This window comes from Rhodococcus sp. PvR099 (assembly GCF_017833315.1).
GTDB classification, from domain to species: Bacteria; Actinomycetota; Actinomycetes; order Mycobacteriales; family Mycobacteriaceae; genus Rhodococcus_G; species Rhodococcus_G oryzae.
Genome location: NZ_JAFIBV010000001.1, coordinates 192,907 through 217,780, shown reverse-complemented (window position 1 = coordinate 217,780; position 24,874 = coordinate 192,907). Strand labels below are relative to the sequence as shown.

Genomic DNA, 24,874 nt, shown 5'->3' with positions numbered 1-24,874 from the left:
TTGTGGGAAATTCCACGTTGAGCCTCCTCCTTCTGTCGTCCCGCTCCTTGCGGCTTTCGACTTGGTGTGAAGACTGCTGATCCGGTGTTTCAGCTGTGGCGCTGTCGTGTTTCGCTCGAGTGAACGCATCGGGGGAATGTGTTGCTTCTGCGTTTCACGAACCTGTCGCCCAAGTGAATCTCCCTGTGCGGAGGCCGAGCCGGGCGAGCCCGGGCCGCTTCGTTACTCATTCGTTAGGCGTCCTCCGACGGTCACGGGGGCGCCGAGAGGGCGCCCCCGTGACCCCCCCTCACTCCCCGGCGAGCAGCTGCTCGAGTCGGGCCATGCAGAACCCGCTGATGCTGACGTTGTCACCGAGGTTCAGGTGGGTGGACAAGCGCAGCAGCGGCACCGAGAGCAGCACCGCGCCGAGCACCTCGTTGAACAGCAGGTTCTGTACCTTCCAGCCGGTCAACTCTTCGTAGCGGGCGACGGTCTCCTCCCGCGTCGGGGTGCCGGGCAGGGTCGGATGCCCCTCGTTCTCGCTGCACGCCCAGTCCAGGAACAGCACCCAGGCCAGGTCGGCCTCGTGGTCACCCAGGTACGCCATCTCCCAGTCGAGTACACCCGCGACCGACAGCTCCGGCGTGTACAGGATGTTCGACATGCGGGCATCGCCCCAGACCAGCGTCACGTGCTCCGGCTCGTAGAGGTTGGCCTTGAGCCAGGCAAGGGCCCTCTCCATCACCGGGGGCAGTTCCGGCGCCGCCCAGCGCACGGCCCAGTCGAGGTAGTTCACGATCTGCTCGACCGGCTTGTCCCCGAACTTCGGCATCGCCAGGAACCCGAGCCGAAGCTCCTCGGGATCGAGCAGATGCACCTGCGCCATCGTCTCGATGCACTCCCACCACATCTTCGCCCGACCCTGCTCGTCGGCCTCGAAGTAATTGCCTGCAGTGTGGTACGACGGGAAGTCGCTGGGCGCCTCGGCATTGCCGATGCGGTCCATCACGTAGTACGGCGTGCCGAGCGGGTTGTCGTCCGCGTCGATCCACCGGACGCTGGGGACCGGGAGATCGGTCGGCGCGAGCCGCTCCGAGACCAGGTACTGGCGCCGCAGGTCGTAATCCGGGAACAGCGAGATCTCAGGCGGCCGTCGGAAGACGTACCCGGCCGATTCGTGCTCGGCGCCCTCGAGGTCGAACAGGTAGGTCTCGGTGGAGAACCCGCGTTCGGTGCGCTTCCAGTCGACGATCTTCGCGTTCTGTGCGCCCGGAATACGCTGCTGGACAATCGGTTCGAGGGCGGCCGCCAGCTCCTCCTGCGCGACCCGCTCAGCCATTGTTCTTGCCGGCTCGGTTGGCGCTCCAGTCGGTGTAGCCGTAGCGCGGGTTCACTCCCATGAACACCATCTCCACAAGGCCGTGTCCGACCTTGTCACCCATCCGGACCTCGACGAGCGTCTCGCTGAGCATGCTCACCTTGCGGATCTCGTCGACGTCGGTGATGTCGACTTCAAAGCTGTCGCTGAAGTCCTTGCCGCGGTACATGCCCGACGCGTAGCCGTTGTATTCGTCGTACCCGGCCAGACCCGGCCAGAAGTCGCACACCGGCTTGACCTCGATGACGTCGGTCGTGCGATCCGAGCGGTGCACGGTGAACGTGCCGGACTTGACGACGCGGAGGTCGTCGCGGAAGTCCAGGTCGTGCTCGACGTCGATGATCGGCAGCGGCTCCTTGCCGGAGTCGATCGGGAAGAGCACCTCGCCCTCGAACTGCCAACGCTCCCCCGTGTGGGTCTCGCGCTGCGCGAAGTGCACCACCTCGTCGTCGAACTGGAAGATGCCCATGTAATAGAGGACGCCGGCAGGCACCTCGGAGGGCTGCATGTTCCCGCCCTCGGGCAGGCTGCCGCCGCCGCCGCCGTGGCGCACGCCCCACGAGTGATCCCGGCCGAACCACCAGTTCTCGGGGTCGATCTCGATGCGCTCGCCGTCGATCTCGATCCAGCCGGTGATGGTGCCGTTCTGGTAGAACCGGCGCGCATCCTCGCGGACCCGGCCGCGGCTGCGGTGGAAGGCCGCGGTCTGCTCGTAGACCGGGAAGTCGCCGCTGAAGTCGAGCTGCAGGCTCAGGCCGTGCTCGTTGGACTCGACGGTGGAGCGCACCTTGCGCAGCGGCTCGACGATCTCGTACGTGTACGGGCCGACGCTGAACGCGTTCAGTGCCCCGGTCTGGGGGTTCAGCTCGGTGGACAGGCGGACGACGCGGGCCTGCTCGCCCTTGCGGGTGACCATGGCGTAGGCGTCGAGAACGTTGCGGTTCGGGTACTTCGCCATGCCGGTCATGATGCTGATCTCGCCGGACTTGTCGAAGCCGTACATCACGATGCGCTCGGTCCAGCGCAGGTCGCTCTGCGAGACGTGGTCGAGCGTGGTCGGGAGCTGGTGGATGAGCAGTTCGTCGTGCGGGGTGATCATGGCGAGCCCTTCGTGAATCGGATGATTCCCGAAATATAATACGGAGCATGTCGCATCGTAATGATTTCGGCGAAATCTCTCCGGTACTGTCCGCCGATGTGAGCGAACAGAGGGATCGGCAGGTTCAGCAACCGGGCGCGGGCAGGCCCCGCGACCCCGAGGTCGACAGGTCGATCCTCCAGGCCACCCGCGAGCTGCTGACGGAAACGGGCTACCAGAAGACCACCATCTCGGCGATCTCCCGGCGCGCAAAGGTTGGCACCGCCGCCATCTACCGACGCTGGGCGACCAGGGAATCGATCGTCGAGGACGCGATCTTCGGCATGCAGGACGTGGACCTGCCCACCGCGACCGGCGACCTGCACGCCGACCTGCTCGCGTGGACCAGGATGTTCCTCGACCGGATCGCGGAACCAGCGACCCGGTCGGCGATCCCCGGCCTGCTCTCGGCCTATCACCACCACGAGGGCGTCTACGAACGGCTCGTCGGCCGCGCCGAGCTGCCCGCCAGGGAGGCGATGACCGAGCTGCTCGCCTCGGCCGCGCCGGAGCGCACGGCCGAGGCCACGCAGGTCACCGCGAACGCGGTCTTCGACCTGCTGATGTCGGCCACGACCATGCGCGGGCTCACGGTCGGGCTGATCGACGCGGAGTCGTTCTGCGCCCGGACCGCGGACGCGTTGACGGTGCTCGCCGAGTCCGGGGTCTGACCCCTCGGGTCAGCCCAGCAGCGCGTCCACGAAGGCGCCCGGCTCGAACGGCGCGAGGTCGTCCGCGCCCTCCCCCAGCCCGACGAGCTTCACCGGCACCCCCAGCTCGTGCTGCACCTGGAAGACGATGCCGCCCTTCGCCGTGCCGTCGAGCTTGGTCAGCACCACTCCGGTGATGTCAACGACCTCCGCGAACACCCGGGCCTGCATCAGGCCGTTCTGGCCGACGGTGGCGTCGAGCACCAACAGCACCTCGTCGACGACGGCGCGCTTCTCCACCACGCGCTTGACCTTGCCGAGCTCGTCCATCAGCCCGGTCTTGGTGTGCAGCCGGCCTGCGGTGTCGACGATCACCACGTCCACACCGGTCTCGATGCCCTTGGTCACCGAGTCGAACGCGATCGCGGCGGGGTCACCGCCCTCGGGACCACGCACCACCTCGGCGCCCACCCGCTCGGCCCAGGTCTGCAGCTGGTCGGCGGCGGCCGCGCGGAAGGTGTCGGCGGCGCCGAGCAACACCCGGCGACCGTCCGCGACGAGCACACGCGCCAGCTTGCCGGTGCTCGTGGTCTTGCCGGTGCCGTTGACTCCGACGACCAGGAGGACGCCGGGGGTCGAATCGTGGGGCAGCGCCTTGATAGAGCGGTCGAACTCGGGGTGCAGGGCCTCGATCAGGACGGTGCGCAGCAGGGCTCGGGCGTCGGCCTCGGACTTGACGCTGCCCGCCGCCAGCTCGGAGCGCAGTCGGGTCATGATCTGCTCGGTGGTGGCGCTACCGAGGTCCGCGATCAGCAGAGTGTCCTCGATCTCCTCCCACGAGTCCTCGTCCAGGTCGCCGCCGCCGAGCAGACCCAGCAGGCTCTTGCCGACCGCGGACTGCGAGCGCGAGAGCCGGCCGCGCAGCCGGTCGAGCCGTCCCGCGGTCGGTTCGATCTCCTCCACCGGGGCGGGAACGGCAGGGGCCGGAGCGGCCGCAGGCGCCTCCTCGACGGGGGCCGGCTCGACCGGGGCGGGCGCGGCGGGGGCCGGCGGAGCGGGAGCGACCTCCGGAGCCTCCTCGACGGGGACTTCCTCGACGGGGGCCGGCGGGGGCTCGACCGGCGCAGCCTCGACGGGCGGCGCGGGCTCGACGGGCGCAGTCTCGACGGGCAGCACCTCCGTGACCGGTTCCTCGACCGGCGGCGTCACCGGCGGCGCCTGCGGCGGGGTCGGCCGGGACACGGGCGGCGCGGTGGCCGTCGCACCCTGGCTGAAGCTGATCCCGCTCGCGGGCTTGTACCCGCCCGAACGGTCCTTCGTCTCCCCCAGTTCACCGGGCGCCGGCTGGGTGGGCTGCAGGCTGACCCGCCGCCTCCGGTACAGCGCCCAGCCCACGACGAGCGCGACGAGAAGGACGGCCACGACGGCCGCGATTGCGATCCAAGCTCCGGTAGTCACGCCCCCCATCCTTTCAGGCACCGATCCGGCGCAGAGAGGCGACGGGAGATCACCCGGTCAGCGAGCGATCGACGCGCAGCGCATCACTCCGCGACCGGCTGGGGAACGGCCAGGTTCTGCCCCCGCATGCGCTGCGAGATGACCTGCGTGATGCCGTCACCGCGCATGCTGACGCCGTACAACGCGTCGGCCACCTCCATGGTCGGCTTCTGGTGCGTGATGACGATCAGCTGCGACTTCTCGCGCAGCTGCTCGAACAGGCCGATCAGGCGCCGGAGGTTGGTGTCGTCGAGGGCGGCCTCGACCTCGTCCATCACATAGAAGGGGGACGGACGGGCGCGGAAGATCGCCACCAGCATCGCCACCGCGGTCAGCGACTTCTCGCCACCGGAGAGCAGCGAGAGGCGCTTGACCTTCTTGCCGGGCGGACGCGCCTCGACCTCGATGCCGGTGGTGAGCATGTCGGACGGGTCGGTCAGCACCAGCCTGCCCTCGCCGCCGGGGAACAGTTTCGCGAAGACCCCGACGAACTCGCGCTCGACGTCCTCCCATGCCTCGGTGAACACCTGCAGGATCCGGGTGTCGACGTCGGCGACCACCCCGAGCAGGTCCTTGCGCGCGGTCTTGACGTCCTCGAGCTGGGTGGACAGGAAGTTGTAGCGCTCCTCCAGCGCCGCGAACTCCTCCAGCGCAAGCGGATTGACCTTGCCAAGGGTCGCGAGATCTCGCTCGGCCCGCTTGGCCCGCCGCTCCTGGGTGTCCCGGTCGTAGGGCATCGGCGCGGGCGCCACCACCTGTTCGCCCCGCTCGCGCGCCTGCTCGTACTCGGCCATCTCCAGGGCCGACGGCGGCAGCGGCACGTCGGGTCCGTACTCCGCGACGAGGTCGTCCAGGCCGATACCGTGCTGCTCGGAGATGGTCTGCTCGAGCTGCTCGATCCGCAGCGCGGCCTGCGCCCGGGCCACCTCGTCGCGGTGCACGGCGTCGGTGAGCGCGGTCAGCTGTCCGGTGTACTGCCGCACCCGCTCCTTGACCGTCTCCAGTTGCTGTGTGCGTTCGGTGCGTTGCCGGGTCAGCTCGTCGCGGTGCGCCACCGCCGCCGCGACCACCTCCTCCAGGTGAGCCGCCACCCGCCTGCCGGACTCCGCGACGGCGGCGGCGACCGCGGCCGCGTTCTGCCGCGCGGCCATCGCCCGTTCGGCGCGGGCCCGTGCCTCGCGTTCCACCTGCGCCGCGCGCCGAAGCGAATCCGCCTTGCCGCGAACGGATTCCGCCCGTTCCTCGGCCGTCCGCAGCGTCAGGCGCGCTTCCATCTCCACGGACCGCACCTCGGCGAGCGCCGCGGCCGCGGCCTCGCGCTCGCCGCTGCTGGGGTCCCCGGCCGCCGGATCGCTGTCCAGCGACTGCTCCTGCTGGGCCAGCGCCAGGCGATCCTCCAGCTCGCGCAGCGACGCGACCGCGTCCTCACGGCCCGTCTCCGCCGCGGTGCGCTGGCCTGCCAGCCGCTCGGACTCGGCGTGCGCGGCGCGGGCCACCTGGCCGAGCCTGCCGAGCTGCTCGTAGATCGCCGACAGGGCGGCGTCGGACTCGTTGAGCGCGGCCAGGGTCTGCTCGGCGGACTCGGCGCGGTGCTCGCGTTCGGTGGTGGCCCCCGACAACGCGGCGGAGAGCTCGTCCGCACGGCGCTCGGCGTCCGCGAGGCCCGCCGTGGACGCGTCGATGGCCGACTGCACCTCGAGGGTGGAGGGTCGCCGATCGGAGCCGCCGGTCATCCAGCCGGATCCGAGGAGGTCACCGTCCCTGGTGACCGCCCGCACGCCGGGTCGTCCGGCGACGAGGTCCGCGGCCTCCTCCAGAGTGTCCACGACGGCCACCTCGCCGAGCAGCGCGCTCAGCGCCCCGCGCAGGTTGTCGGGGTGTTCGACCAGGTCGAGGGCGCGCAGCGCGGATCCCGGCAGCGGGGCTTCTTCCCGCGGCGACGCCTGGGTGCCGTCCCGGACCACCAGTGCGGCCCGGCCGCCGTCGGCCTCCTTGAGTGCAGCGACGGCCGAGCGCGCGGCCGCCACCGTCTGGGCCGCGATGGCATCGGCGGCGGGCCCGAGCGCGGCGGCGATCGCGACCTCATAGCCGTGCCGGATGCGGAGCATCCCGGCGAGCGGGCCGATCAATCCCTCACCGGAGCGATGTTCGATCAGCCAGGCGGCGCCGTCCTTCTGCTGCAGTCCGATCGAGAGCGCCTCGATCCTGGCCCGCAGCGAGGCGACCTCCTGGCCGGCGGCCCGCTCGGCGTCCTGCAGTTCGGTGACCCGGGCGGTGGCCGCCTCGAGCGCGGCGACGGCGCGTTCGTTCTGGGTGTCGAGCCCGAGTTCGCCCTCGTCGAGATCGCCGATCTGCGCCTGCACGCCTTCGAATTCCGCCTGTGCCGCATCGCCGCGGGCGCGCGCGTCCTCGATCGCCAGCGTCAGTCGCGCCACCTCGGCGTCGACGGAGTCCGCGCGGCTGCGGAGGGTGTCCACCTGGCCGGAGAGCCGGGCCAGGCCCTCGCGACGGTCGGCGATGGCCCGGACGGCGGCCATGTGCGCCCGCTCGGCGGCGGCGGAGGCCTCCTCGTACTCGGTCAGGGTGTCCTTCGCCGCATCGAGGGTGGCCCTGGCCATCTCGACCGCGGCCACCAGCTCCGCCTCCTCCGCCGCGACGCGTTCGGCCTGCGCCTCGAGCTGGTCGGGGTCCTGCCCGCGGCTCGAGGTGGGTGCGCTGTCGAGGTGGCGGGCACGTTCGGCGGCGATCCTGATCGTGGCGTTGACCCGCTCGGCCAGCGCGGAGAGCTGAAACCACGTCTGCCCGGCTGCCTCGGCGCTCGGGGTCAGCCTGGCCAGGGCCTGCTCGTGGGCGCCGAGCTCCGCGGACGCCGCCTCGAGCTCGGTCTGGACGTGCTCCTGCTGGGCTCGGGCCATCGCCTCGTCCTGGGACTGCGATGCCAGCTCGGCCCGCCGGGTGACCAGGTCGTCGGCCACCAACCGAAGCCGGGCGTCGCGCAGGTCGGCCTGCACGGTCTGCGCGCGGCGCGCGACCTCGGCCTGCCTGCTCAGCGGCTTGAGCTGACGACGCAGTTCGGTCGTGAGGTCGGTCAGGCGGGCGAGGTTGGCCTGCATGGAGTCCAGCTTGCGGACGGCCTTTTCCTTGCGCTTGCGGTGCTTGAGGACGCCCGCGGCCTCCTCGATGAACGCGCGGCGGTCCTCCGGGCGGGACTCCAGGATGGCGGCCAGGCGGCCCTGACCGACGATGACGTGCATCTCCCGGCCGATACCGGAGTCGCTGAGCAGCTCCTGGACGTCCATCAACCGGCACGAGGTGCCGTTGATCTCGTACTCGCCCGCGCCGTCGCGGAACATCCGCCGGGTGATCGAGACCTCGGAGTACTCGATCGGCAGCGCGCCGTCGGAGTTGTCGATGGTGAGCGTCACCTCGGCGCGGCCGAGCGGGGGCCGGCCGGAGGTGCCGGCGAAGATGACGTCTTCCATCTTGCCGCCGCGCAGCGCCTTCGCGCCCTGCTCGCCCATCACCCAGGTGAGGGCGTCGAGAATGTTCGACTTGCCGGACCCGTTCGGTCCCACCACGCAGGTGATGCCCGGTTCGAACCGCAGAGTCGTCGCGGACGCGAAGGACTTGAACCCCTTCAGCGTCAGACTCTTGAGATGCATGGCGAATGACGTTACTGCACCGCACCGACCGAATCGGCCATTGAACGCCGTGCCGGGGCGAAGACCTGGGCCTTCGCCCGCGGCAGGGGTGAGGCCCTACCCCGATGCGCCCTGGGCCGGGGAACCAACGGTGAACCTGGCGCCGAACGGGTCGGTGATCTCCCCGGTCCGCCCGTAGGGCATGTCGGTCGGGTCGTCCGCGGCGCCTCCCGCCGCTCGCGCGGCGGCCACGGCCACGTCGGCATCGGTGACCTGGAACAGCGTGCCCCAGGCCGATGCGGGTGCCGCCGGGTCGCCCATGATGCCGCCGATCTCGTGCCCGTCCGGCCTGCGCAGAAACGTGAAGTCCATGCCCGGCAGGTCCTCGTTCCCGTCCAGCGTGAAGTCGAACACCGCGGCGTAGAAGTCGCGCGCCGGGCCGGGGTCCGGCGTCACCAGATCGTTGCGCAGCAGCGTGTTCGGCTCGTTCACCAACTCGCAGCCGACGTGTGCCTGCCCCTGCCACAGCCCGAACTGTCCGCCCGAGGGGTCTCGCACGATCGCCATCCGACCCTGCCCCATCACGTCCATCGGATCGACCAGCACGACACCGCCCGCGTCCCTGGATCGCGCGACGGTGACATCCAGGTCGTCGGTGGCCAGGTAGACGTTCCACCAGAACTCGGTCGCGTTCTCGTCGGGGTTCGGCATCAGCGCGGCGACCTTCTTCCCCCGCAACAGACACATCGTGTACCGCCCGGCCTCTTCGGGGCCGATGTCGAATTCCCAGCCGAAGACCTGCCCGTAGAACGACATCGCCCGATCCAGGTCGGGGATGCCCAGGTCGATCCAGGTGGGGGTGCCAAGCGGTTGGTTCGTCGTGACGGCGCTCATCGCTACTCCTCAACTGTCGGGTACGCCGTCGACGCTAGCCTTCGGCGCCGACACGGACCCTGCATTACTCTCCCCCGAGTGATCGATGATGTGACCAGTTCCAAGGGGCTCAGGGCGGGGGCCCTGAGCCTGACCTCCAGCGTGGTGATCGGGGTGGCCTCCGCCGGCCCCGCCTACAGCATCGCCGCCACCCTCGGCCTCGTCGTCGCGGCTGTCGGGCTGCAGGCCCCGGTGGTCGCGTTGCTCGCGTTCGTCCCGATCCTGTTCGCCGCGTTCGGCTACAAGGAGCTCAACCGCGCCGACCCGGATTGCGGCACCACCTTCGTCTGGGCCACCCGCGCGTTCGGCCCGTCCTGGGGGTGGATGGCCGGCTGGGCGATCGTCGTCGCGGACGTGCTGGTGATGGCGAGCATGGCCCAGGTCGCGGGCCAGTACACCTTCCTGCTGTTCGGCGCGGAGGGGATCGGCCGCGACGCCACCAGCGTCTGGGTGCTGCTGCTCGGGGTGGCGTTCATGGTCGCCATGACCTACCTGTGCTTTCGCGGCATCGACATCTCGGCACGCTTCCAGTCGGTGCTGCTGACGATCGAGTTCGTCGCGCTGGTGCTGTTCGCGGTGGTCGCCCTGATCCGCGTGTGGCTGGGCAATGCGGGTGCCGCGGCCCTGACCCCGCAGTGGAGCTGGTTCAACCCGTTCGAGATCGGATCCTTCTCGACGTTCGTCAACGCGATCCTGCTGATGGTGTTCATCTACTGGGGCTGGGACTCGGTGGTCTCGGTCAACGAGGAGACCGTCGACAAGCGGCGCACGCCGGGCCGCTCGGCGGTGATCTCCACGATCGTGCTGGTCGCCCTGTACGTGCTCGTCACCGTCGCGGCGCAGTCCTTCGCCGGGATCGGCGAGGAGGGAACCGGGCTGGCCAACCCCGAACACGTGGACGACATCTTCGCCGCGCTCGGGACCGCGGTGTTCGGCGAGAGCATGCTCGGGCAGATCCTGGTGCACGTCCTGCTGCTGATGATCATGACGTCGGCGATCGCGTCGACGCAGACCACCATCCTGCCGACGGCCCGCACCACCCTGTCGATGGGCGTCTTCAAGGCGCTGCCGGACAGCTTCGCGAAGGTGCACCCCCGCTTTCTGACCCCGACGGTGTCCACCCTCGCGATGGGTGCGGTGTCCGCCGGCCTCTACATCGCGTTCAACTTCGTCTCCGCGGGCAACCTGATCTTCGACTCGGTCTCCGCGATCGGGATCGCCGTCGGCTTCTACTACGGCATCACCGGTGTGTCCTGTGCGTGGCTGTACCGGGACACCCTGCGCGACGGTCCGCGCGAGCTGTGGATGCGAGGCATCCTCCCGCTCCTCGGCGGCGCGATGCTGCTGTTCTCGGCCGCATGGACGGCGGTGACCTCGTTCGCCTCGGACTACGGCGAGACCAGTTGGACGCTGCCCTTCGCCCCGCACTGGCAGATCGGCGGTGTGTTCATCCTCGGTGTGGGGTCGATGCTGCTTGGCCTGCCGCTGATGTGGTGGTGGCGCGGCCGCGATCGCCGGTTCTTCGACGGCGAGATCATCGAACGCCGACTCCCCGAACCCGAGGCCCGCGACCGCGAGCCGGTCGTCTGAGGCGTCAGGTGCGCTTCGTGGGCGGCATGACCCGCTTGAGCACCTCGAACATGGGCCGCTGGTACCACGAACCGAGAATGCGCACCATGAGGTCCAGGCCGCGGGCATCGTTGCCGACGAGGACGCGCGCTCGGTTCTTCGCGACGCCGTCGAGGATGATCTCCGCCGCCTTCTCCGGGCTCATCCTCAGCAGCTTCTCGTTGTAGAGCGCGGTCTCGGCCTCGTCCTTCGTCGGGCCCGCGTGCCCTGCGTTGTTGGCGACGTTGGTCTTGACGCCGCCCGGGTGCACGCACGTGACGCGCACGGGGTGCCCACCCGCGAACATCTCCAGCCGCAACGACTCGGTGAACCCGCGCACCGCGAACTTCGCGGAGTTGTAGGCGCTCTGGCGGGGCAGGGCGAGGATGCCGTAGAGGCTGGACGTGTTGATCACGTGGCCGTCGCCCGACGCGATGAGGTGCGGCAGGAAGGCCTTGGTGCCGTTGACGACTCCCCAGTAGTCGACGTCGAGGACCCGCTCGATGTCCTTGAACTCGGACTCGAGGATAGAGCCGGAGAAGCCGATGCCCGCATTGTTGTAGACCTGGTTGACGACGCCGAAATGCTCGACGACGGCGTCGGCATAGTGCAGGACCGCTTCGCGCTCCGACACGTCGAGCCGGTCCGATCTCACCTCGGCACCCAGTTCCTCGAGCAGCCCGACGGTCGCGGCGAGTCCCTCGGCGTCGACGTCGGAAACCGCCAGTCGCGCCCCGCGGCGAGCCAGACCGAGTGCGAGGGTTCGCCCCATGCCGGAGCCTGCGCCGGTGACGACCGCGACACGTCCGAGGAATTCACTCATGCCGCCAACCGACTCCCGGCCCGTGGGAGTGGGGACGCCTACAGGATGGCGACCGCGACGATCAGACCGAGCGCGAGATGCGCGGCCGCGACGACGAGCACCTCGGGGGTGAAGCGCTCCTCGGCGAGCACCTCGCCGATGTCGATGCCGGTGACGAGCTCGATGAATCGCACCGAGAACACCTGCGCGACAATCCCCAACAGCCCGAAGACGAGCGTGTAGATCAGGCCCTCGACCAGTCTGCCGGAGGAGGCGTAGATCGCCAGCACGATGATCAGCGCCATGCTCACCATGCCCGCCGACGTCACGATCGCGGCATTGGGTCTGCCCTCGCGCACCAGCGTTCGCAGGTGGCCGGGCGTGGTCCAGTCGATGGCGTAGAAGCCGAGGACCATCAGCAGCAGACCGACGATCGCGTACAGCGCGATCGCGGAGACGCCCCTGCCCAGATCGGACCAGTAATCGCTGCTCAGGGCGAGCACCTCAGTCGTCATCAATCGCTCCGTTTCGGTATGCATCGGGTTCGAAGAGTGCGGTCACGGCTGCGGAATCCGGTGCGGCACGAAGGCCGCGCCGTCATCGGTGATCAGTCCGGAGGTCTCGCGGATGCCGAGACCGGCGGCCGTGTCGCCGACGATCCAGGCCCCGAGAGCCGGGCGCATGCCGTCGAATACCGGTAGCGGATCGAGCAATTGGTAGACGAAGCCCTCGTCACCGTAGATGCCGCCGGTGGTCGTCTCCATGCCCGCGCCCACCACCGAGATGTTCGCGCCCTCCCGGCCGAGCCTGGGCTTGCGCACGTACTCGGTGAGCTCGTGCGGGTCGTCGAGATAGGCGGGCAACAGGTTCGGGTGCCCGGGATACATGCCCCACAGCACCGCCAGGATCGCCTTGTTGCTCAACAACGTCTTCCAGAGCGGCTCGACCCACATCGTCTCCGGGAGCAGCGCGAGCGCCTTCTTCCCGAAGTCGTCGTCGAGCACCCACTCCCAGGGGTACAGCTTGAACAGGGTCGAGATCGGCGCCTCTTCGAGGTCGACGAACCGGTGCAGGTCCTCGTCGTAGCCGATCTCCTCGATCGCGAGCGCCACGGTGTTCAGCCCCGCCTCCGCCGCGGTCTCCTGCAGGTACGCGACGGTGATGTTGTCCTCGCCGCTGGCATCCGCCGACGACCAGGAGAAATGCGCCTCGTCGCCGGGCAGCCGGTCGCGGATCGCTCCCCACCGCTCGACCAGCGCCTCGTGCAGCGAGTTCCACTGGTCGTCGTCGGGGTGAGTGTCCTTGAGCCAATGCCATTGCAGGATGGACGCTTCGAGCAGGGTGGTCGGTGTGTCCGCGTTGTACTCGAGCAGCTTCGCGGGACGGCGACCGTCATAGCGGAGGTCGAATCGACCGTAGACGTGCGGGTCGCCGCGACGCCAGGACTCGGCGATCGGGCCCCAGGTCCATTCCGGCAGACCGAAGTCCGCGAACCGTTCGGTGAGGATCACGTGCTCGACCGCGTTGAGGCACATCGAGTGCAGCAGTTCGACATCCGCCTCGATCGCCAGGATCTCGTCCATGTCGAACTCGTAGTGCACCGACTCGTCCCAGTAGGGGCGGGCGGTGCCGTCGCCGAGACGAGCCGGGGTGCCGTACACCAGGCCCTGGGATTCGACGATCTTCTGCCACCCCGGACGCGGGGTGGATCGAACTCTGCGCACGTCAGCTCCCGCCGCTGCCGGTCGACTTGCTGCCGAACCCGCCGCGTTGAATCGTGGTACCGGACTTGGTGGTGATGGTGGTGCCCTTGGGTGTGACGACGGTGCCCCCGGTCACCTTCGTGCCGACGCCGCCCGCGCTGCCGCCGTAGTAATAGCGGTACGGCGAGCCGGCGAAGATGAACATGCCCGCCATGCCGCCGGTGCCGGGCGTCCCGGTCGTGCAGTACGACTCGTCGACCTCGACCTCGGTGTTCGGGTCGATGCAGGTGGCCTGGACCTCGTCCGAGGACAGCGCGGTGTATCCGAGCGCGACCAGTCCGACCACGCCGACCACCGCGACGCCGCCGATCAGGCCCTTCTTCCGCTTGCGTCGGCGTTCCTCGGCCTTGGCCTCGGCCTCGGCGGCCAGCCGCTCCTGCTCGGCGCGGTCCTTGCGGGCCTTGTCCCTGGCGCGCGCCTCGCCGACCGTCGGCGGACGGGGCACGGTGCTGCCGGGTTCCTGACGGCGTATCCGGCCGCCGCCGGGAGCCTGCGCGGCCTCGTCGCCTGCGCCGGACCCGTCCGTACCGCCGGTCTCGCCTGCCCCGTTCCGGTCGTCCGGTCCGCCCTGATCCGGTCCCACTCGTCCCTCCCCATCCTGTGACGTCATCGCACCGAGGTTAGCGTTCGTCGAAACCGGTGAGGTTTCCGGCGGCGTCCGACCAGCTCTCCACCACGAGATCGACCCGGCCGGGCGTGGAACCGGACCGGAGCAGCTCCAGCAGCAGCTCGCACTGCGGCCGGGGCCCCTCGGCGATCACCAGCACCCGGCCGTCCGGGCGATTGGTGGCATGTCCCACGAGGCCGAGTTCGAGCGCCCTCGACCGCGTCCACCACCGAAACCCCACGCCCTGAACCGACCCGTGGACCCAGGCGGTCAGGCGCACCGGTTCCGGTGGGCGCATCGGAGCTCGCTCAGCTGCTCTTCGGCGGCACGAGCTTGTGCACGCTGCCGTCAAAGCTGGTGGTGTACAACGCCGCCGGATCCCAGCCGGGGCCGGATCCGAACCGGACGGAGCTCGTCAGCGGCAGATCGGAGCCGATCTCGCAGGTGGAGCCGGTGGTGGGGTCGACCCGAACCACCTTGCCCGCGCCGTTGAGCGCCATGTAGATGTTGCCGTCGGCCCCGACGGTGAGGTCGTCGCCCGCGTTCGAGGAACCGGATCCCGCGACCTTCATGGTGTGGACCGCGCCCTTGAGATCGGTCGCGTCCAGCTCCCGGATCTCGGTGTTCGAGTCAAAGGTGTTGCCGACGTAGACAGTTGCGCCGTCCGCGGACACGGCGAGGCCGTTGGCGGAGCCCAGGTCGGTACGCACCGACGCCGGGGTGCCCGGCTGTGCGGCCGGAATCCGGGTCAGACCCTGGTCGGACCCGAGGTTCCTGGTGACCAGCAGGTCACCGTTCGCCAGCTTGGCCAGCCCGTTCGGCATCGTCAGCCCCTTGGCCACGGTGGTCTGCTCGCCGGTGTCCAGGTCGAGGGACTCGATGGTTCCGTTCTTGCTGTTCGACAGGCCCGCCATCGCGTTGTTCCCTGTGGTGAACAGGATGTTGTCACCGCTGACGACGATGCCGCCCGGCCCGGTGAAGTCCGAGACCAGCGTGCCGGTCTTGCCCCCGGGGGACAGCGTGCGGATGGCTCCGTCGCCGAACAGGGTGCCCTCGGACAGCAGCATCTTTCCGCGGCCGTCGAACGCCAGGTTCTCCAGCATCCCGAATCCGCTGGCCACCTCGCTCGCCGTCCACGGCGTACACGACTGCGCGGCAGCGGTGGTCGTGGTGACGGACGGCGTCGTGGTCGCGGCGGCGGGCGCGGGTGCCGAGCTCGCGGGCGTCGACGTCACCGGCGCCGCGGTCGGCGCCGCGGTGGCGGGCGTCGCGGCCGCAGGTGCGGCGGAGGTGGTCGGCGCGACGGCGGGCGCGGCCGTCGTGGTCGACGCGACGGGTGCGGCCGTCGTGGTCGGCGCGGCAACTCCGGGCAACGGCGAGGTCAGGCCGGGCAGCGAGAAGGGCGGCGCGACAGTGGGCGTCGTCGTGGCCGCGGGCTCCGCGGGAGTCGGAGCAGGCTGAACGGGAGCGGGCTGGGCGACGGCGATCGGGGCACCCACGATCGCGCCGGTTGCCACCAGGGCACCGACCATCGCAACACGAGAGAGCAACATGGCGCCTATTTGATCACGAATCAGTTTCAACCGTCAGGTTCACCACGGTGCCATTTTTCAGGGTACGTCCGACCGTGCACACCTTGTCCACGGATTTGAGCGCAACAGTGAGCAAACGCTCCTGCGCCTCGGCGTCGAGTTCGCTGAGATCGACCTCGAGAACCTCGTCCAGCCGCGGGTACACCTCGTTCTCACGGTCCGCCGCGCCCGACACCCGGACTGTCGCGTCGTAGTTGTCCCCGAGCCTGCGCGAGAGCGGCAGGTCCGAGCTCATGCCGGTGCAGGCGGCCAGCGCGATCTTGAGCAGCTCACCGGGGGTGAACACGCCGTCGACGCTCTCCGACCCGATCAGCACCTCCGCGCCGCGCGAGCTGCGGCCCGTGTAGCGGCGCGTCCCGGTGCGCTCGACCCACAACTCGGTGGACGCGGCCGGCTGGGCGGGGGTACTAGCGGAAGTCTGATCAGCCATACCCGAATCCTGCCATCCGCCGCGGTCGGCTCCGCAGCCGACATGGCGCCACTCGGCTACACCTGGAAGCGGTACCCCATCCCGGATTCGGTGATCAGATGCTTGGGCTGCGAGGGATCCCGCTCCAGCTTGCGGCGCAGCTGCGCGAGATACACACGCAGGTAGTGGGTTTCGGTGGCGTACGACGGGCCCCACACCTCGCGCAGCAATTCCTTCTGCCCGACCAGCTTGCCCTTGTTGCGCACCAGCATCTCCAGCATCCCCCACTCGGTGGGCGTCAGATGCACCTCGCGCTCGTCCTTGATCACCCGCTTCGCGGCCAGGTCGACGGTGAACGACTCGGTCACCACCACCGGCTCGCCCACATCGGTGGCCGCGGAGTGCCGCCGTACCGCGGCCCTCAGGCGTGCCAGGAACTCGTCCATGCCGAAGGGCTTGGTGACGTAGTCGTCGGCGCCCGCGTCGAGGGCCTCCACCTTGTCGGCCGAGTCGGTGCGCGCGGAGAGCACGATCACGGGGGCGGTGGACCAGCCGCGGAGCCCGGCCAGCACCTCGATGCCGTCCATGTCCGGCAGACCCAGGTCGAGCACGATCACCTCGGGGTGCTTCTCGGCGGCGGCCCGCAGCGCCGCCGCCCCGGTCGCCGCCGTGGTCACCTCGTAGCCCCGCACGCTCAGATTGATCCGCAGCGCCCGCAGGATCTGCGGTTCGTCGTCGATCACCAGCACCCGTGTCACACAGTCACCTTCCCGATACCGGCCAAGTCCACCACCATTGTCAGCCCACCGCCCGGTGTATCCGTGGCGCTGACGCTTCCCCCCATCGCCTCGACGAAACCGCGCACCACCGACAACCCAAGGCCGACCCCGGTGGACATGTCTCGGTCGCCGAGGCGTTGGAACGAGTCGAAGATCTGATCCTCCGCACCTCGGGCGATGCCCGGGCCGGTGTCCGCAACCGTGATCAGCACCCGGTCCTTCACCGGAGCCGCGGCAATCCGCACCATCGAGTCGGGTGCGTACCGGAGCGCGTTGTCCACCAGGTTCGCCAGTACCCGCTCGAGCAGTCCGCTGTCCGCCATCACCGCGTTGCCGCCGACCTCGACCTTCACCCGGTCCGGTCCAGCCCGGCCGATTCCCGGCGCGCCGATCCCGACGCCGACCAGCGCGCGATGGACCACCTCTTCCAGGTAGACCGGGCGCAGGGTCGGGCGCACCACGCCCGCCGCCAGCCGCGAGGAGTCGAGCAGGTTACCCACCAGATTGGTCAGTTGGTCGGCCGACTCTTCCACCGTGGCAAGCAGTTCCGCGGTGTCCTCCGGCGAGAACTCCACGTCGTCGCTGCGCAGGCTCGAGACCGCGGCCTTGACCGCCGCCAGCGGCGTCCGCAGGTCGTGGCTCACCGCGGACAACAGCGAGCGTCGCAGCCGGTCCGCCTCCGCGAGAGCCTTCGCCTGGCTGGCCTCCTCGGCGAGCTCGCTCTGCCGGATCAACCCCACCGCCTGATTCGCTACGGCCAGCAGAACCCGTCGGTCGCGCGCGTGCAGTTCGCCGCCCCGCAGGGCCAGCGCGTACTCGCCGTCGTTGACCTCGCACACGGTGTCGGCCTCGTCGACCGTCGTGAGCGGGGCCGGTCCCACCGAGCTCACCACCCCGTGCTCGCGGCGGATCATGCTCACCGACTGTTGGGCGTAGGTCTCCCGCACCTTCTCCAGCAGTGCGGGGAGGTCCGCCCCACGCAGCACCGACCCGGCGAACAGGGCGAGCAGTTCCGCCTCCTTCGACGCCCGGCGCGCCTCCCTTGCCCGCTTCGCGGCGGCGTCCACCAGCACGGCCACGGCGACGGCGATCACCAACAGCACCACCGTGGTGATGAAGTTGTCCGGCTCGGCGATCGTGAAGCTACGCACCGGCGGGGTGAAGAAGTAGTTGAGCAGCAGGCCCGAGATCAGCGCGGACAGTGCCGCGGGCGCCACGCCGCCGAGCAGGGCGACGAGGAGCACGACGATGAAGAACAGCGCGCTCTCGCCCCCCCAGCCGAGGTGCCGGTCGACCGCTCCCATGACCAGCGCGGCCGCCGAGGGCACCAGGACCGCGGCGACCCAGGCCAGGATCTTGCGCGAACGGGTTCCGACCGGGGTCAGCCTGCGTGGCGTGCTCGACTCACCGTGGGTGACCATGTGCACGTCGATCGAGCCGGACTGCTGCACGACGGCCGCGCCGATGCCCTCGTCGAGGATGCGGGCCCAGCGCGACCGCCTGGAGGTCCCCAGCACCAGCTGGGTCGCGTTGGCCGCGCGCGCGAACTCGAGCAGGGTCGACGGCACATCGTCGCCGACCACGCTGTGCAGGCTCGCGCCGATGCTGGTCGCCAGCTTGCGCACCTTGCCCATCTCCGGCGCGGACACCCCGGCCAGCCCGTCGCCGCGCACCACGTGCACGACGATGAGCTCGGCACTGGACTTCGAGGCGATCCGGCCGGCCCGGCGCACCAGGGTCTCCGACTCCGGTCCCCCGGTGACGGCCACCACCACCCGCTCCCTGGCCTCCCAGGTGTCGGTGATCTTGTTCTCCGCACGGTACTTCGCGAGCGCCGCATCCACCTGGTCGGCGACCCACAGCAGCGAGAGCTCCCGCAACGCGGTGAGGTTGCCGCGACGGAAATAGTTGCTCAATGCCGCGTCCACCTTCTCCGCGGCATAGATGTTTCCGTGGGAGAGCCTGCGGCGCAGCGCCTCCGGGGTCACGTCCACCAGCTCGACCTGGGTGGCCGCGCGCACGACCGCGTCGGGAACGGTCTCCCTTTGTGTCACCCCGGTGATCTGCTGGACGACGTCGTTGAGGCTCTCGAGGTGCTGCACGTTGAGCGTGCTGAGCACGTCGATGCCCGCGGCGAGCACCTCCTCGACGTCCTGCCACCTCTTCTCGTTGCGGCTGCCGGGAGTGTTGGTGTGGGCGAGCTCGTCCACCAGCACCAGCGCCGGCCTGCGGCGGAGCACCGCATCCACGTCCAGTTCGCCCATCGTGGTGCCGCGGTAGTCGATCAGCTTCGGCGGCACCACCTCGAGATCGCCGATCTGTGCGGCCGTGCGGGCGCGGCCGTGGGTCTCCACCACGGCCGCGACCACATCGGTGCCTCGTTCGCGACGGCGATGGGCCTCGCCGAGCATCGCGAACGTCTTGCCCACCCCGGGGGCGGCGCCCAGATAGATGCGCAGCTCACCGCGCTTGCACCCGTCCCAGGAACCCGTACTGCTCACTCCGTCATCATCCACCAGTGCGCACGTCAACCGCAGGAAGGCGCGGTCAAGCCCAGTGCGAGATTCAGTTCGAGCACGTTCACCCGTTCCTCGCCGAGCAGCCCGAGCCGGCGGCCCTCGGTGTTCTCGTCCACGAGCTGGCGGACCCGCTCCTCGCCGAGCCCGTTCGCCTCGGCAACCCGGGGCACCTGGATCGCGGCGTAGGCGGGACTGATATGCGGGTCGATGCCGGACCCGGATCCGGTCACCGCGTCGACGGGAACCTGATCGGGGCGCACGCCCTCCCGCTCGGCGATCGCCGTGCGACGCTCGGTGATGAACGACGCCAGGATCTCGCTGCTGGGGCCCTGGTTGGTCGGCAGGGCCGTCGCCGGGTCGCCCGGCGCAAACGGGTCCTCATCGGCGACCGAACCGGTGACCCTGTTGTGGAAGAACGGATCCGGCGCACCGGACTCCACCTGCGGGTCCACCCCGACCCAGCGACTGCCGACCACGCAACCGTTGCTGTCACGCACCGGCGAGCCCTCCGCGGATCCGGAGCTGATCCGGCCCACCCCCCACACCGCGGCGGGATAGATCACCCCGAGGATCGCGGTGAGCGCGAGCAGGACCAGCAGGCCGGCCCACACCTGCTTCACGAAACCGATAGTGAATCGCATTCAAGCTCACCCAATCCCAGGAATAAGTCGGACGACGAGGTCGATCAGCCAGATGCCGATGAACGGCGTGATCACACCACCGAGGCCATAGATCAGCAGGTTTCGGCCCAGCAACTGCGAGGCCGAGGACGGCCGGTAGCGCACGCCCTTGAGCGCCAACGGGATCAGCGCCACGATCACCAACGCGTTGAAGATCACCGCCGACACGATCGCCGACTGCGGCGTCGCCAGGCGCATGATGTTCAGCGTGTCCAGCTGCGGGTAGATGCCGCTGAACAGCGCGGGCAGGATGGCGAAATACTTCGCCAGGTCGTTGGCGAGCGAGAACGTGGTCAGCGCTCCACGGGTGATGAGGAGCTGCTTGCCGATCTCCACCACCTCGATGAGCTTGGTGGGATCCGAGTCAAGGTCCACCATGTTCCCGGCCTCCTTGGCCGCGGAGGTACCGGTGTTCATCGCGACGCCGACGTCGGCCTGTGCCAGCGCGGGCGCATCGTTCGTGCCGTCACCGGTCATCGCGACCAGACGTCCACCCCGCTGCTCCTTGCGGATCAGCTCGAGCTTGTCCTCCGGGGTCGCCTCGGCCATGAAGTCGTCCACACCTGCCTCGGCGGCGATCGCCTTGGCGGTCAACGGGTTGTCGCCGGTGATCATGACGGTACGGATGCCCATGGCCCGCAGCTCGGCGAACCGCTCGGCGATGCCCGGCTTGACCACGTCGGAGAGCTCGATGACACCGAGCACCCTCGGGCTCCCCGCCTCGACCACGGCCACCACGAGCGGCGTGCCGCCGACCTGGGCGATCTCGTTGACCGTGTCGGTGACGGCAGGGGCCGCACCGCCGCCCTGCGTCCGCACCCAGGACAGCGCTGCGTCGCTTGCGCCCTTGCGGATCTGCGATCCGTTGAGGTCGAGTCCGCTCATCCGGGTCTGAGCCGTGAACGGCACGAACTCGCCGAGCTTCTCCGCCTCGGACGGGTCCGGGTCGAGCCCGAAGTCCCTGGCGCACAGCTCCACGATGCTGCGGCCCTCCGGCGTGCCGTCCGCCAGGCTGGACAGCCGGGCGGCTGCCGCGAGTTCCCCCGCGGTGACCCCGGGAGCGGGATGCAGGGCGGTGGCCCTGCGGTTGCCGTAGGTGATGGTGCCGGTCTTGTCCATCAGCAGCGTGTCGATGTCGCCCGCCGCCTCGACCGCGCGGCCCGACATGGCCAGCACGTTGCGTTGCACCAGTCGATCCATGCCCGCGATGCCGATGGCCGAGAGCAGCGCGCCGATGGTCGTCGGGATGAGACAGACGAGGAGCGCGATCAGCTTGATCGGGTCCTGCTCCTGGCCCGCGTACATGCCCATCGGCCCGATGGCGACCACGGCCAGCATGAAGATGATGGTCAGCGAGGCCAGCAGGATGTTCAGGGCGATCTCGTTGGGCGTCTTCTGCCGCGCGGCGCCCTCGACCAGGGCGATCATCCGGTCCACGAACGAGTGGCCCGGCGCCGCGGTGATCTCGACGACGATCCGGTCGGACAGCACGATGGTGCCGCCGGTCACCGCGCAGCGGTCGCCGCCGGACTCGCGGACCACGGGCGCGGATTCGCCGGTGATGGCCGACTCGTCCACGGTGGCGATGCCCTCGACGACGTCGCCGTCACCGGGGATCACCTCGCCCGCGACCACGACCACCCGATCGCCGACCACCAGGTCAGCGCCCGGGATCGACTCGATGGCACCACCGGCGGTGATGCGGTGAGCGGTGGTGTCCTGCTTGACCTTCCGCAGGCTTGCCGCCTGAGCCTTTCCGCGCCCCTCTGCGACGGATTCGGCCAGGTTCGCGAAGAGCACGGTGAACCACAGCCAGGCCGCGACCACCCAGGAAAACACCGACGGGTCGGCGATCGCCATCACCGTGGTGACCACCGAGCCGACGAGCACCACGAACATGACCGGGTTGCGCGCGAGGTGACGCGGGTCGAGCTTGCGGACCGCACCGGGCAGCGCCGTGAGCAGTTGCTTCGGGCTGAAGATCCCGCCCTGCACCCGATGCTGGTGGTGCTGGTCGTCCCCCGCGCCTTCCCCGGATCGCGGGGTGACGTCGGGTCGTACGGTTGTGTTCACACTCATTGCAGAGCCTCCGCGATCGGGCCCAGAGCCAGGGCCGGGAAGAATGTCAGCGCGGCGACCAGGACGACGGTGCCGGTGAGGAGTCCGGCGAACATCGGGCCCGCGGTGGGCAGGGTGCCTGCGCCCGGCGCCGTCTTCTTCTGCGACGCCAGGGATCCGGCGAGCGCGAGGACGAAGATGATCGGCAGGAATCGTCCGAGCAGCATGCAGACGCCGAGCGAGGACTGGAACCAGTCGCTCGTCACGGTCAGGCCGCCGAAAGCGCTGCCGTTGTTGTTCGAGGCCGAAGCGAACGCGTAGAGGACCTCGGAGAACCCGTGGATGGATCCGGGCGTGCCCGGATCGCCGCTGTTGCCCTGATATCCGGTGGTGGACGACAGGATCACGGTGATACCGGTGCCGATGAGCACCAGTGCCGGCATCACGAGCACCGAGAGCGCCGCCAGCGTGATCTCCCGCTGCCCCAGCTTCTTGCCCAGATACTCGGGGGTGCGGCCGACGAGCAGTCCGCCGACGAACACGGCGATCAGCGCCAACACGAGGATGCCGTACAGGCCGGTGCCGACGCCGCCGGGTGCGATCTCACCGAGCAGCATGTTGAGCATCACCGCGCCGCCGCCGAGCGGCGACATGCTGTCGTGCGCGGAATTGACCGCGCCGGTGGAGGTTCCGGTGGTGCTGACCGCGAACAGCGCGGTGCTGGGGATCCCGAATCGGACCTCCTTGCCCTCCATCATGGCGCCTGCCGCGGTGGCGGCGACGCCACGCTGGCCGGACTCGGCGGCGAGGGTCACGGCGAGCAGGCCGGCCCAGAGGAGGCCCATGACGGCCAGCAGGGTCAGGCCCTGCTTGCGATCGCCGACCATGGTGCCGAAGGTGCGGGTGAGCGACACCGGGATGAGCAGGATCGCGATGATCTCGACGATATTGCTCAGCGGAGTCGGGTTCTCGAACGGGTGCGCCGAGTTCGCCGCGAGGATGCCGCCACCGTTGGTGCCCAGTTCCTTGATGGCCTCCTGCGAGGCCACCGGCGCGAGCGCGTTGGTGACGGAGTTCCCGTCGAGGCCGGTCGAGGAGAAACCGGAATCGAAGGACTGGATCACGCCCTGGCTCAACAGGATCAGCGCGATGACGAACGAGATCGGGAGCAGGATCCGAATGCAGCCACGGGTCAGGTCCACCCAGAAGTTGCCGATCTCGCCGCCGCGGGAGACACGGACGAAGCCGCGGATCAGCGCTGCCGCGACCGCCATACCGACCGCCGCGGACACGAAGTTCTGCACGGCCAGGCCGAGCGGCTGGGTCAGGTTGGTCATCGTGGTCTCGGGCGCGTAGGACTGCCAGTTGGTGTTCGCCACGAACGATGCGGCGGTGTTGAAGGCCATCGCCGGGCTCACCCCGGACAGGTCACCGCTGAGCGGCAGCACGCCCTGGACGCGCTGCAGGAAGTAGAGGAACAGCACGCTCGCGGCCGAGAAGCCGAGCAGGCTCCCGGCGTAGCCGTACCAGGTCTGGTCGGTGCGGGCGTTGATACGGCAGAGCCGGTACAGGACCGTCTCGATGCGCAGATCCCCTGAGCGGAGATCGGTGTCGGTGGTGTAGACCTTGGCCATGTAGTCACCGACGGGGACATACAGAATCGCTAGCACGGCGATCACCAGTGCTATCTGCAGTCCCGCAGCAAGCGCGGGATTCATGTGTCAGAACCTCTCGGGGTCAAGAAGCGCGATCAGCAGGTAGATCACGAGGGCCGCCGCGATGGCGATCAGGATGACGCTGAGCGTCCCGCCGGCGGTCACTGCGCACGCTTTGTCTGCAACCCGCGCAGCACCAGCGCGCAGAGGCCGAAGGTGCCGATGATGAGCGCCACGTAGGCCAGATCAGCCATGACAGTTCCTTTTCGAAAGTCTCACGCGCGCCGTCCATCGGCGTGCGCCGTCCCCGTTTTCGGGCACAGTGCAGCGTGCTCCCGGACGAGGGCGAATAGGGACTTCCTTACGGCTCGCTAACGCCGCCACCTGGGCTGTTGACGCCTTCTTTACGCGCTTGCGCCTGTGCGCGCGTCGCACCCCAACAGGGGTACAACGCGCGCACAGTTCCGTGGCGGTCAGACGACAGCGGTCTCCCCCGCGAGCCGACCGACCGACGCGGGCACCGGGGTGTCCCCGTCCACCCAGGGCGCCGGAATCGGTGCGCCCGCCACGGTCCGCAGCGGCACGACGCCCGCCCAGGCATCGCCGACTCGGTTGGGTTCGCTCGGCGGGGCGTTGCGTACCTTGACCGTCCACCCGCCCGCGCTGATCGGCAACGCGATGGTCAGCGTGGCCGCGAGCTCCTTCTTGGTGTGGCCGCGCACCTCGGCACTCCGTCCCGGGATCAGGGCGTCCGAGAGTGCGTTCAGCGCGTCGGCGGACTCATCCCGCGTGAGCGCGATCAGGTGCCCGCGCACCACGGCGGATCGGTAGTTGGCCGAGGAGTTGAAGAGGTTGTCCGCCACCACGATTCCGTCGAGCAGGGCAACGCAGAGCGCGGCGGGTGCGCCCGACGCGACCTGGCGTAGTGCCCCGGCGCCGGTGGACCCGTGCAGAATGATCCGGTCGCCGTCCCTGGCATAGAGCATCGGAACCGCCCACGGCATGCCGTCGACGACGGTGGCGAGGGTGCCCACCACCGCTGCATCGAGCACGGCGTCGAGCTGGGTTCGGTCGAGCATCGAGCGTTCGGGGTGCCTGGTGATTGTGTCCACCCCACCAGCCTCGTCACATTCTGGCGCGGCCAACAGGTCCAGAATTGCCAATCTGCATAGTCCAGTATTCT

Annotated in this window: 22 protein-coding genes; 3 read left to right on the top strand and 19 right to left on the bottom strand. The window is 69.5% G+C overall.

Translation table 11 applies throughout. The features are described from left to right. Positions 1–289: 289 nt before the first annotated feature. Positions 290–1,321, bottom strand: a complete 1,032-nt coding sequence (locus tag JOE46_RS01080) for a phosphotransferase family protein (protein WP_097212665.1) — start codon at positions 1,319–1,321, stop codon at positions 290–292. Next, a complete protein-coding gene (locus JOE46_RS01075; RefSeq protein WP_097212664.1) occupies positions 1,314–2,459 on the bottom strand; it encodes a hypothetical protein in 1,146 nt (381 codons plus the stop codon). Before JOE46_RS01075 ends, JOE46_RS01080 begins: the two co-directional genes overlap by 8 nt. A gap of 98 nt (positions 2,460–2,557) precedes the next feature. On the opposite strand from JOE46_RS01075, the gene JOE46_RS01070 reads away from it, so the two are divergent. Continuing rightward, on the top strand, positions 2,558–3,169 hold the full coding sequence (locus tag JOE46_RS01070; RefSeq protein ID WP_257017549.1) for a TetR/AcrR family transcriptional regulator: 612 nt from the start codon (positions 2,558–2,560) through the stop codon (positions 3,167–3,169). 9 nt (positions 3,170–3,178) lie between these two features. On the opposite strand, the gene ftsY is transcribed toward JOE46_RS01070, so the two are convergent. From ftsY to JOE46_RS01055, 3 genes are all read right to left on the bottom strand, one after another. Then, complete coding sequence (ftsY, locus tag JOE46_RS01065) at positions 3,179–4,606, bottom strand: signal recognition particle-docking protein FtsY (RefSeq protein WP_097212662.1); 1,428 nt, start codon at positions 4,604–4,606, stop codon at positions 3,179–3,181. Positions 4,607–4,689: 83 nt separating this feature from the next. Further along, the gene (gene smc, locus JOE46_RS01060; RefSeq protein WP_209925912.1) at positions 4,690–8,307 is read right to left on the bottom strand and encodes a chromosome segregation protein SMC; all 3,618 of its coding nucleotides are present in this window, start codon (positions 8,305–8,307) and stop codon (positions 4,690–4,692) included. A gap of 96 nt (positions 8,308–8,403) precedes the next feature. After that, positions 8,404–9,180 (bottom strand): VOC family protein, encoded by a 777-nt coding sequence (locus JOE46_RS01055; protein ID WP_209925901.1) that lies wholly within the window; start codon positions 9,178–9,180, stop codon positions 8,404–8,406. A 78-nt stretch (positions 9,181–9,258) separates the two neighbouring features. Between JOE46_RS01055 and JOE46_RS01050 the strand changes: the two genes are divergently transcribed. Beyond that, positions 9,259–10,809, top strand: coding sequence for an APC family permease (locus JOE46_RS01050; protein ID WP_269588234.1), 1,551 nt, complete (start codon positions 9,259–9,261; stop codon positions 10,807–10,809). 4 nt (positions 10,810–10,813) lie between these two features. Here JOE46_RS01050 and JOE46_RS01045 read toward each other — a convergent pair whose 3' ends face one another. The 6 genes from JOE46_RS01045 to JOE46_RS26900 all read right to left on the bottom strand — a co-directional run bounded on the left by JOE46_RS01045 (position 10,814) and on the right by JOE46_RS26900 (position 15,120). Then, a complete protein-coding gene (locus JOE46_RS01045) occupies positions 10,814–11,650 on the bottom strand; it encodes an SDR family oxidoreductase (protein ID WP_209925898.1) in 837 nt (278 codons plus the stop codon). 38 nt (positions 11,651–11,688) lie between these two features. Continuing rightward, entirely contained in the window at positions 11,689–12,144 is a 456-nt protein-coding gene (locus JOE46_RS01040; protein ID WP_097212659.1) for a DUF350 domain-containing protein, read from the bottom strand. 42 nt (positions 12,145–12,186) lie between these two features. Beyond that, a complete protein-coding gene (locus JOE46_RS01035) occupies positions 12,187–13,353 on the bottom strand; it encodes a glutathionylspermidine synthase family protein (protein WP_209925895.1) in 1,167 nt (388 codons plus the stop codon). Position 13,354: 1 nt separating this feature from the next. Beyond that, positions 13,355–13,864 (bottom strand): hypothetical protein, encoded by a 510-nt coding sequence (locus JOE46_RS01030; protein WP_097212791.1) that lies wholly within the window; start codon positions 13,862–13,864, stop codon positions 13,355–13,357. A 148-nt stretch (positions 13,865–14,012) separates the two neighbouring features. Further along, positions 14,013–14,297: an acylphosphatase gene (locus JOE46_RS01025; protein ID WP_097212657.1), complete on the bottom strand. Its 285-nt coding sequence runs from the start codon at positions 14,295–14,297 to the stop codon at positions 14,013–14,015. Positions 14,298–14,307: 10 nt separating this feature from the next. Further along, positions 14,308–15,120 (bottom strand): SMP-30/gluconolactonase/LRE family protein, encoded by an 813-nt coding sequence (locus JOE46_RS26900; protein WP_307861238.1) that lies wholly within the window; start codon positions 15,118–15,120, stop codon positions 14,308–14,310. A 49-nt stretch (positions 15,121–15,169) separates the two neighbouring features. On the opposite strand from JOE46_RS26900, the gene JOE46_RS26195 reads away from it, so the two are divergent. Then, positions 15,170–15,460, top strand: a complete 291-nt coding sequence (locus JOE46_RS26195; protein ID WP_245220881.1) for a hypothetical protein — start codon at positions 15,170–15,172, stop codon at positions 15,458–15,460. Positions 15,461–15,565: 105 nt separating this feature from the next. Here the strand turns inward: JOE46_RS26195 and JOE46_RS01015 are convergent, their stop codons facing one another. From JOE46_RS01015 to JOE46_RS00980, 8 genes are all read right to left on the bottom strand, one after another. Further along, a complete protein-coding gene (locus JOE46_RS01015; RefSeq protein WP_097212656.1) occupies positions 15,566–16,021 on the bottom strand; it encodes an OsmC family protein in 456 nt (151 codons plus the stop codon). 56 nt (positions 16,022–16,077) lie between these two features. Further along, positions 16,078–16,758, bottom strand: coding sequence for a response regulator (locus tag JOE46_RS01010; protein WP_027499265.1), 681 nt, complete (start codon positions 16,756–16,758; stop codon positions 16,078–16,080). Then, a complete protein-coding gene (locus JOE46_RS01005) occupies positions 16,755–19,280 on the bottom strand; it encodes a sensor histidine kinase KdpD (RefSeq protein ID WP_257017546.1) in 2,526 nt (841 codons plus the stop codon). Before JOE46_RS01005 ends, JOE46_RS01010 begins: the two co-directional genes overlap by 4 nt. 26 nt (positions 19,281–19,306) lie before the next feature. After that, the gene (locus tag JOE46_RS01000) at positions 19,307–19,939 is read right to left on the bottom strand and encodes a potassium-transporting ATPase subunit C (protein ID WP_097212655.1); all 633 of its coding nucleotides are present in this window, start codon (positions 19,937–19,939) and stop codon (positions 19,307–19,309) included. A 6-nt stretch (positions 19,940–19,945) separates the two neighbouring features. Next, positions 19,946–22,057 carry a potassium-transporting ATPase subunit KdpB gene (gene kdpB, locus JOE46_RS00995; RefSeq protein WP_209925893.1) on the bottom strand — a complete coding sequence of 704 codons (2,112 nt, stop codon included), beginning with the start codon at positions 22,055–22,057 and terminating at the stop codon, positions 19,946–19,948. Then, positions 22,054–23,754 (bottom strand): potassium-transporting ATPase subunit KdpA, encoded by a 1,701-nt coding sequence (gene kdpA, locus JOE46_RS00990; protein WP_097212654.1) that lies wholly within the window; start codon positions 23,752–23,754, stop codon positions 22,054–22,056. Before kdpA ends, kdpB begins: the two co-directional genes overlap by 4 nt. A gap of 3 nt (positions 23,755–23,757) precedes the next feature. After that, complete coding sequence (gene kdpF / locus JOE46_RS00985; protein ID WP_099459055.1) at positions 23,758–23,856, bottom strand: K(+)-transporting ATPase subunit F; 99 nt, start codon at positions 23,854–23,856, stop codon at positions 23,758–23,760. A 308-nt stretch (positions 23,857–24,164) separates the two neighbouring features. After that, positions 24,165–24,803: a pyridoxamine 5'-phosphate oxidase family protein gene (locus JOE46_RS00980; RefSeq protein WP_097212653.1), complete on the bottom strand. Its 639-nt coding sequence runs from the start codon at positions 24,801–24,803 to the stop codon at positions 24,165–24,167. Positions 24,804–24,874 lie beyond the last annotated feature (71 nt).

Coding starts and splice junctions, on each gene's coding strand:
- JOE46_RS01015 (WP_097212656.1), bottom strand. CDS start 16,021: ATGGCTGATCAGACTTCCGCTAGTACCCCCGCCCAGCCGGCCGCGTCC.
- JOE46_RS01025 (WP_097212657.1), bottom strand. CDS start 14,297: ATGCGCCCACCGGAACCGGTGCGCCTGACCGCCTGGGTCCACGGGTCG.
- JOE46_RS01040 (WP_097212659.1), bottom strand. CDS start 12,144: ATGACGACTGAGGTGCTCGCCCTGAGCAGCGATTACTGGTCCGATCTG.
- JOE46_RS01000 (WP_097212655.1), bottom strand. CDS start 19,939: ATGCGATTCACTATCGGTTTCGTGAAGCAGGTGTGGGCCGGCCTGCTG.
- JOE46_RS01045 (WP_209925898.1), bottom strand. CDS start 11,650: ATGAGTGAATTCCTCGGACGTGTCGCGGTCGTCACCGGCGCAGGCTCC.
- JOE46_RS01055 (WP_209925901.1), bottom strand. CDS start 9,180: ATGAGCGCCGTCACGACGAACCAACCGCTTGGCACCCCCACCTGGATC.
- JOE46_RS01075 (WP_097212664.1), bottom strand. CDS start 2,459: ATGATCACCCCGCACGACGAACTGCTCATCCACCAGCTCCCGACCACG.
- kdpA (WP_097212654.1), bottom strand. CDS start 23,754: ATGAATCCCGCGCTTGCTGCGGGACTGCAGATAGCACTGGTGATCGCC.
- JOE46_RS01080 (WP_097212665.1), bottom strand. CDS start 1,321: ATGGCTGAGCGGGTCGCGCAGGAGGAGCTGGCGGCCGCCCTCGAACCG.
- kdpB (WP_209925893.1), bottom strand. CDS start 22,057: ATGAGTGTGAACACAACCGTACGACCCGACGTCACCCCGCGATCCGGG.
- smc (WP_209925912.1), bottom strand. CDS start 8,307: ATGCATCTCAAGAGTCTGACGCTGAAGGGGTTCAAGTCCTTCGCGTCC.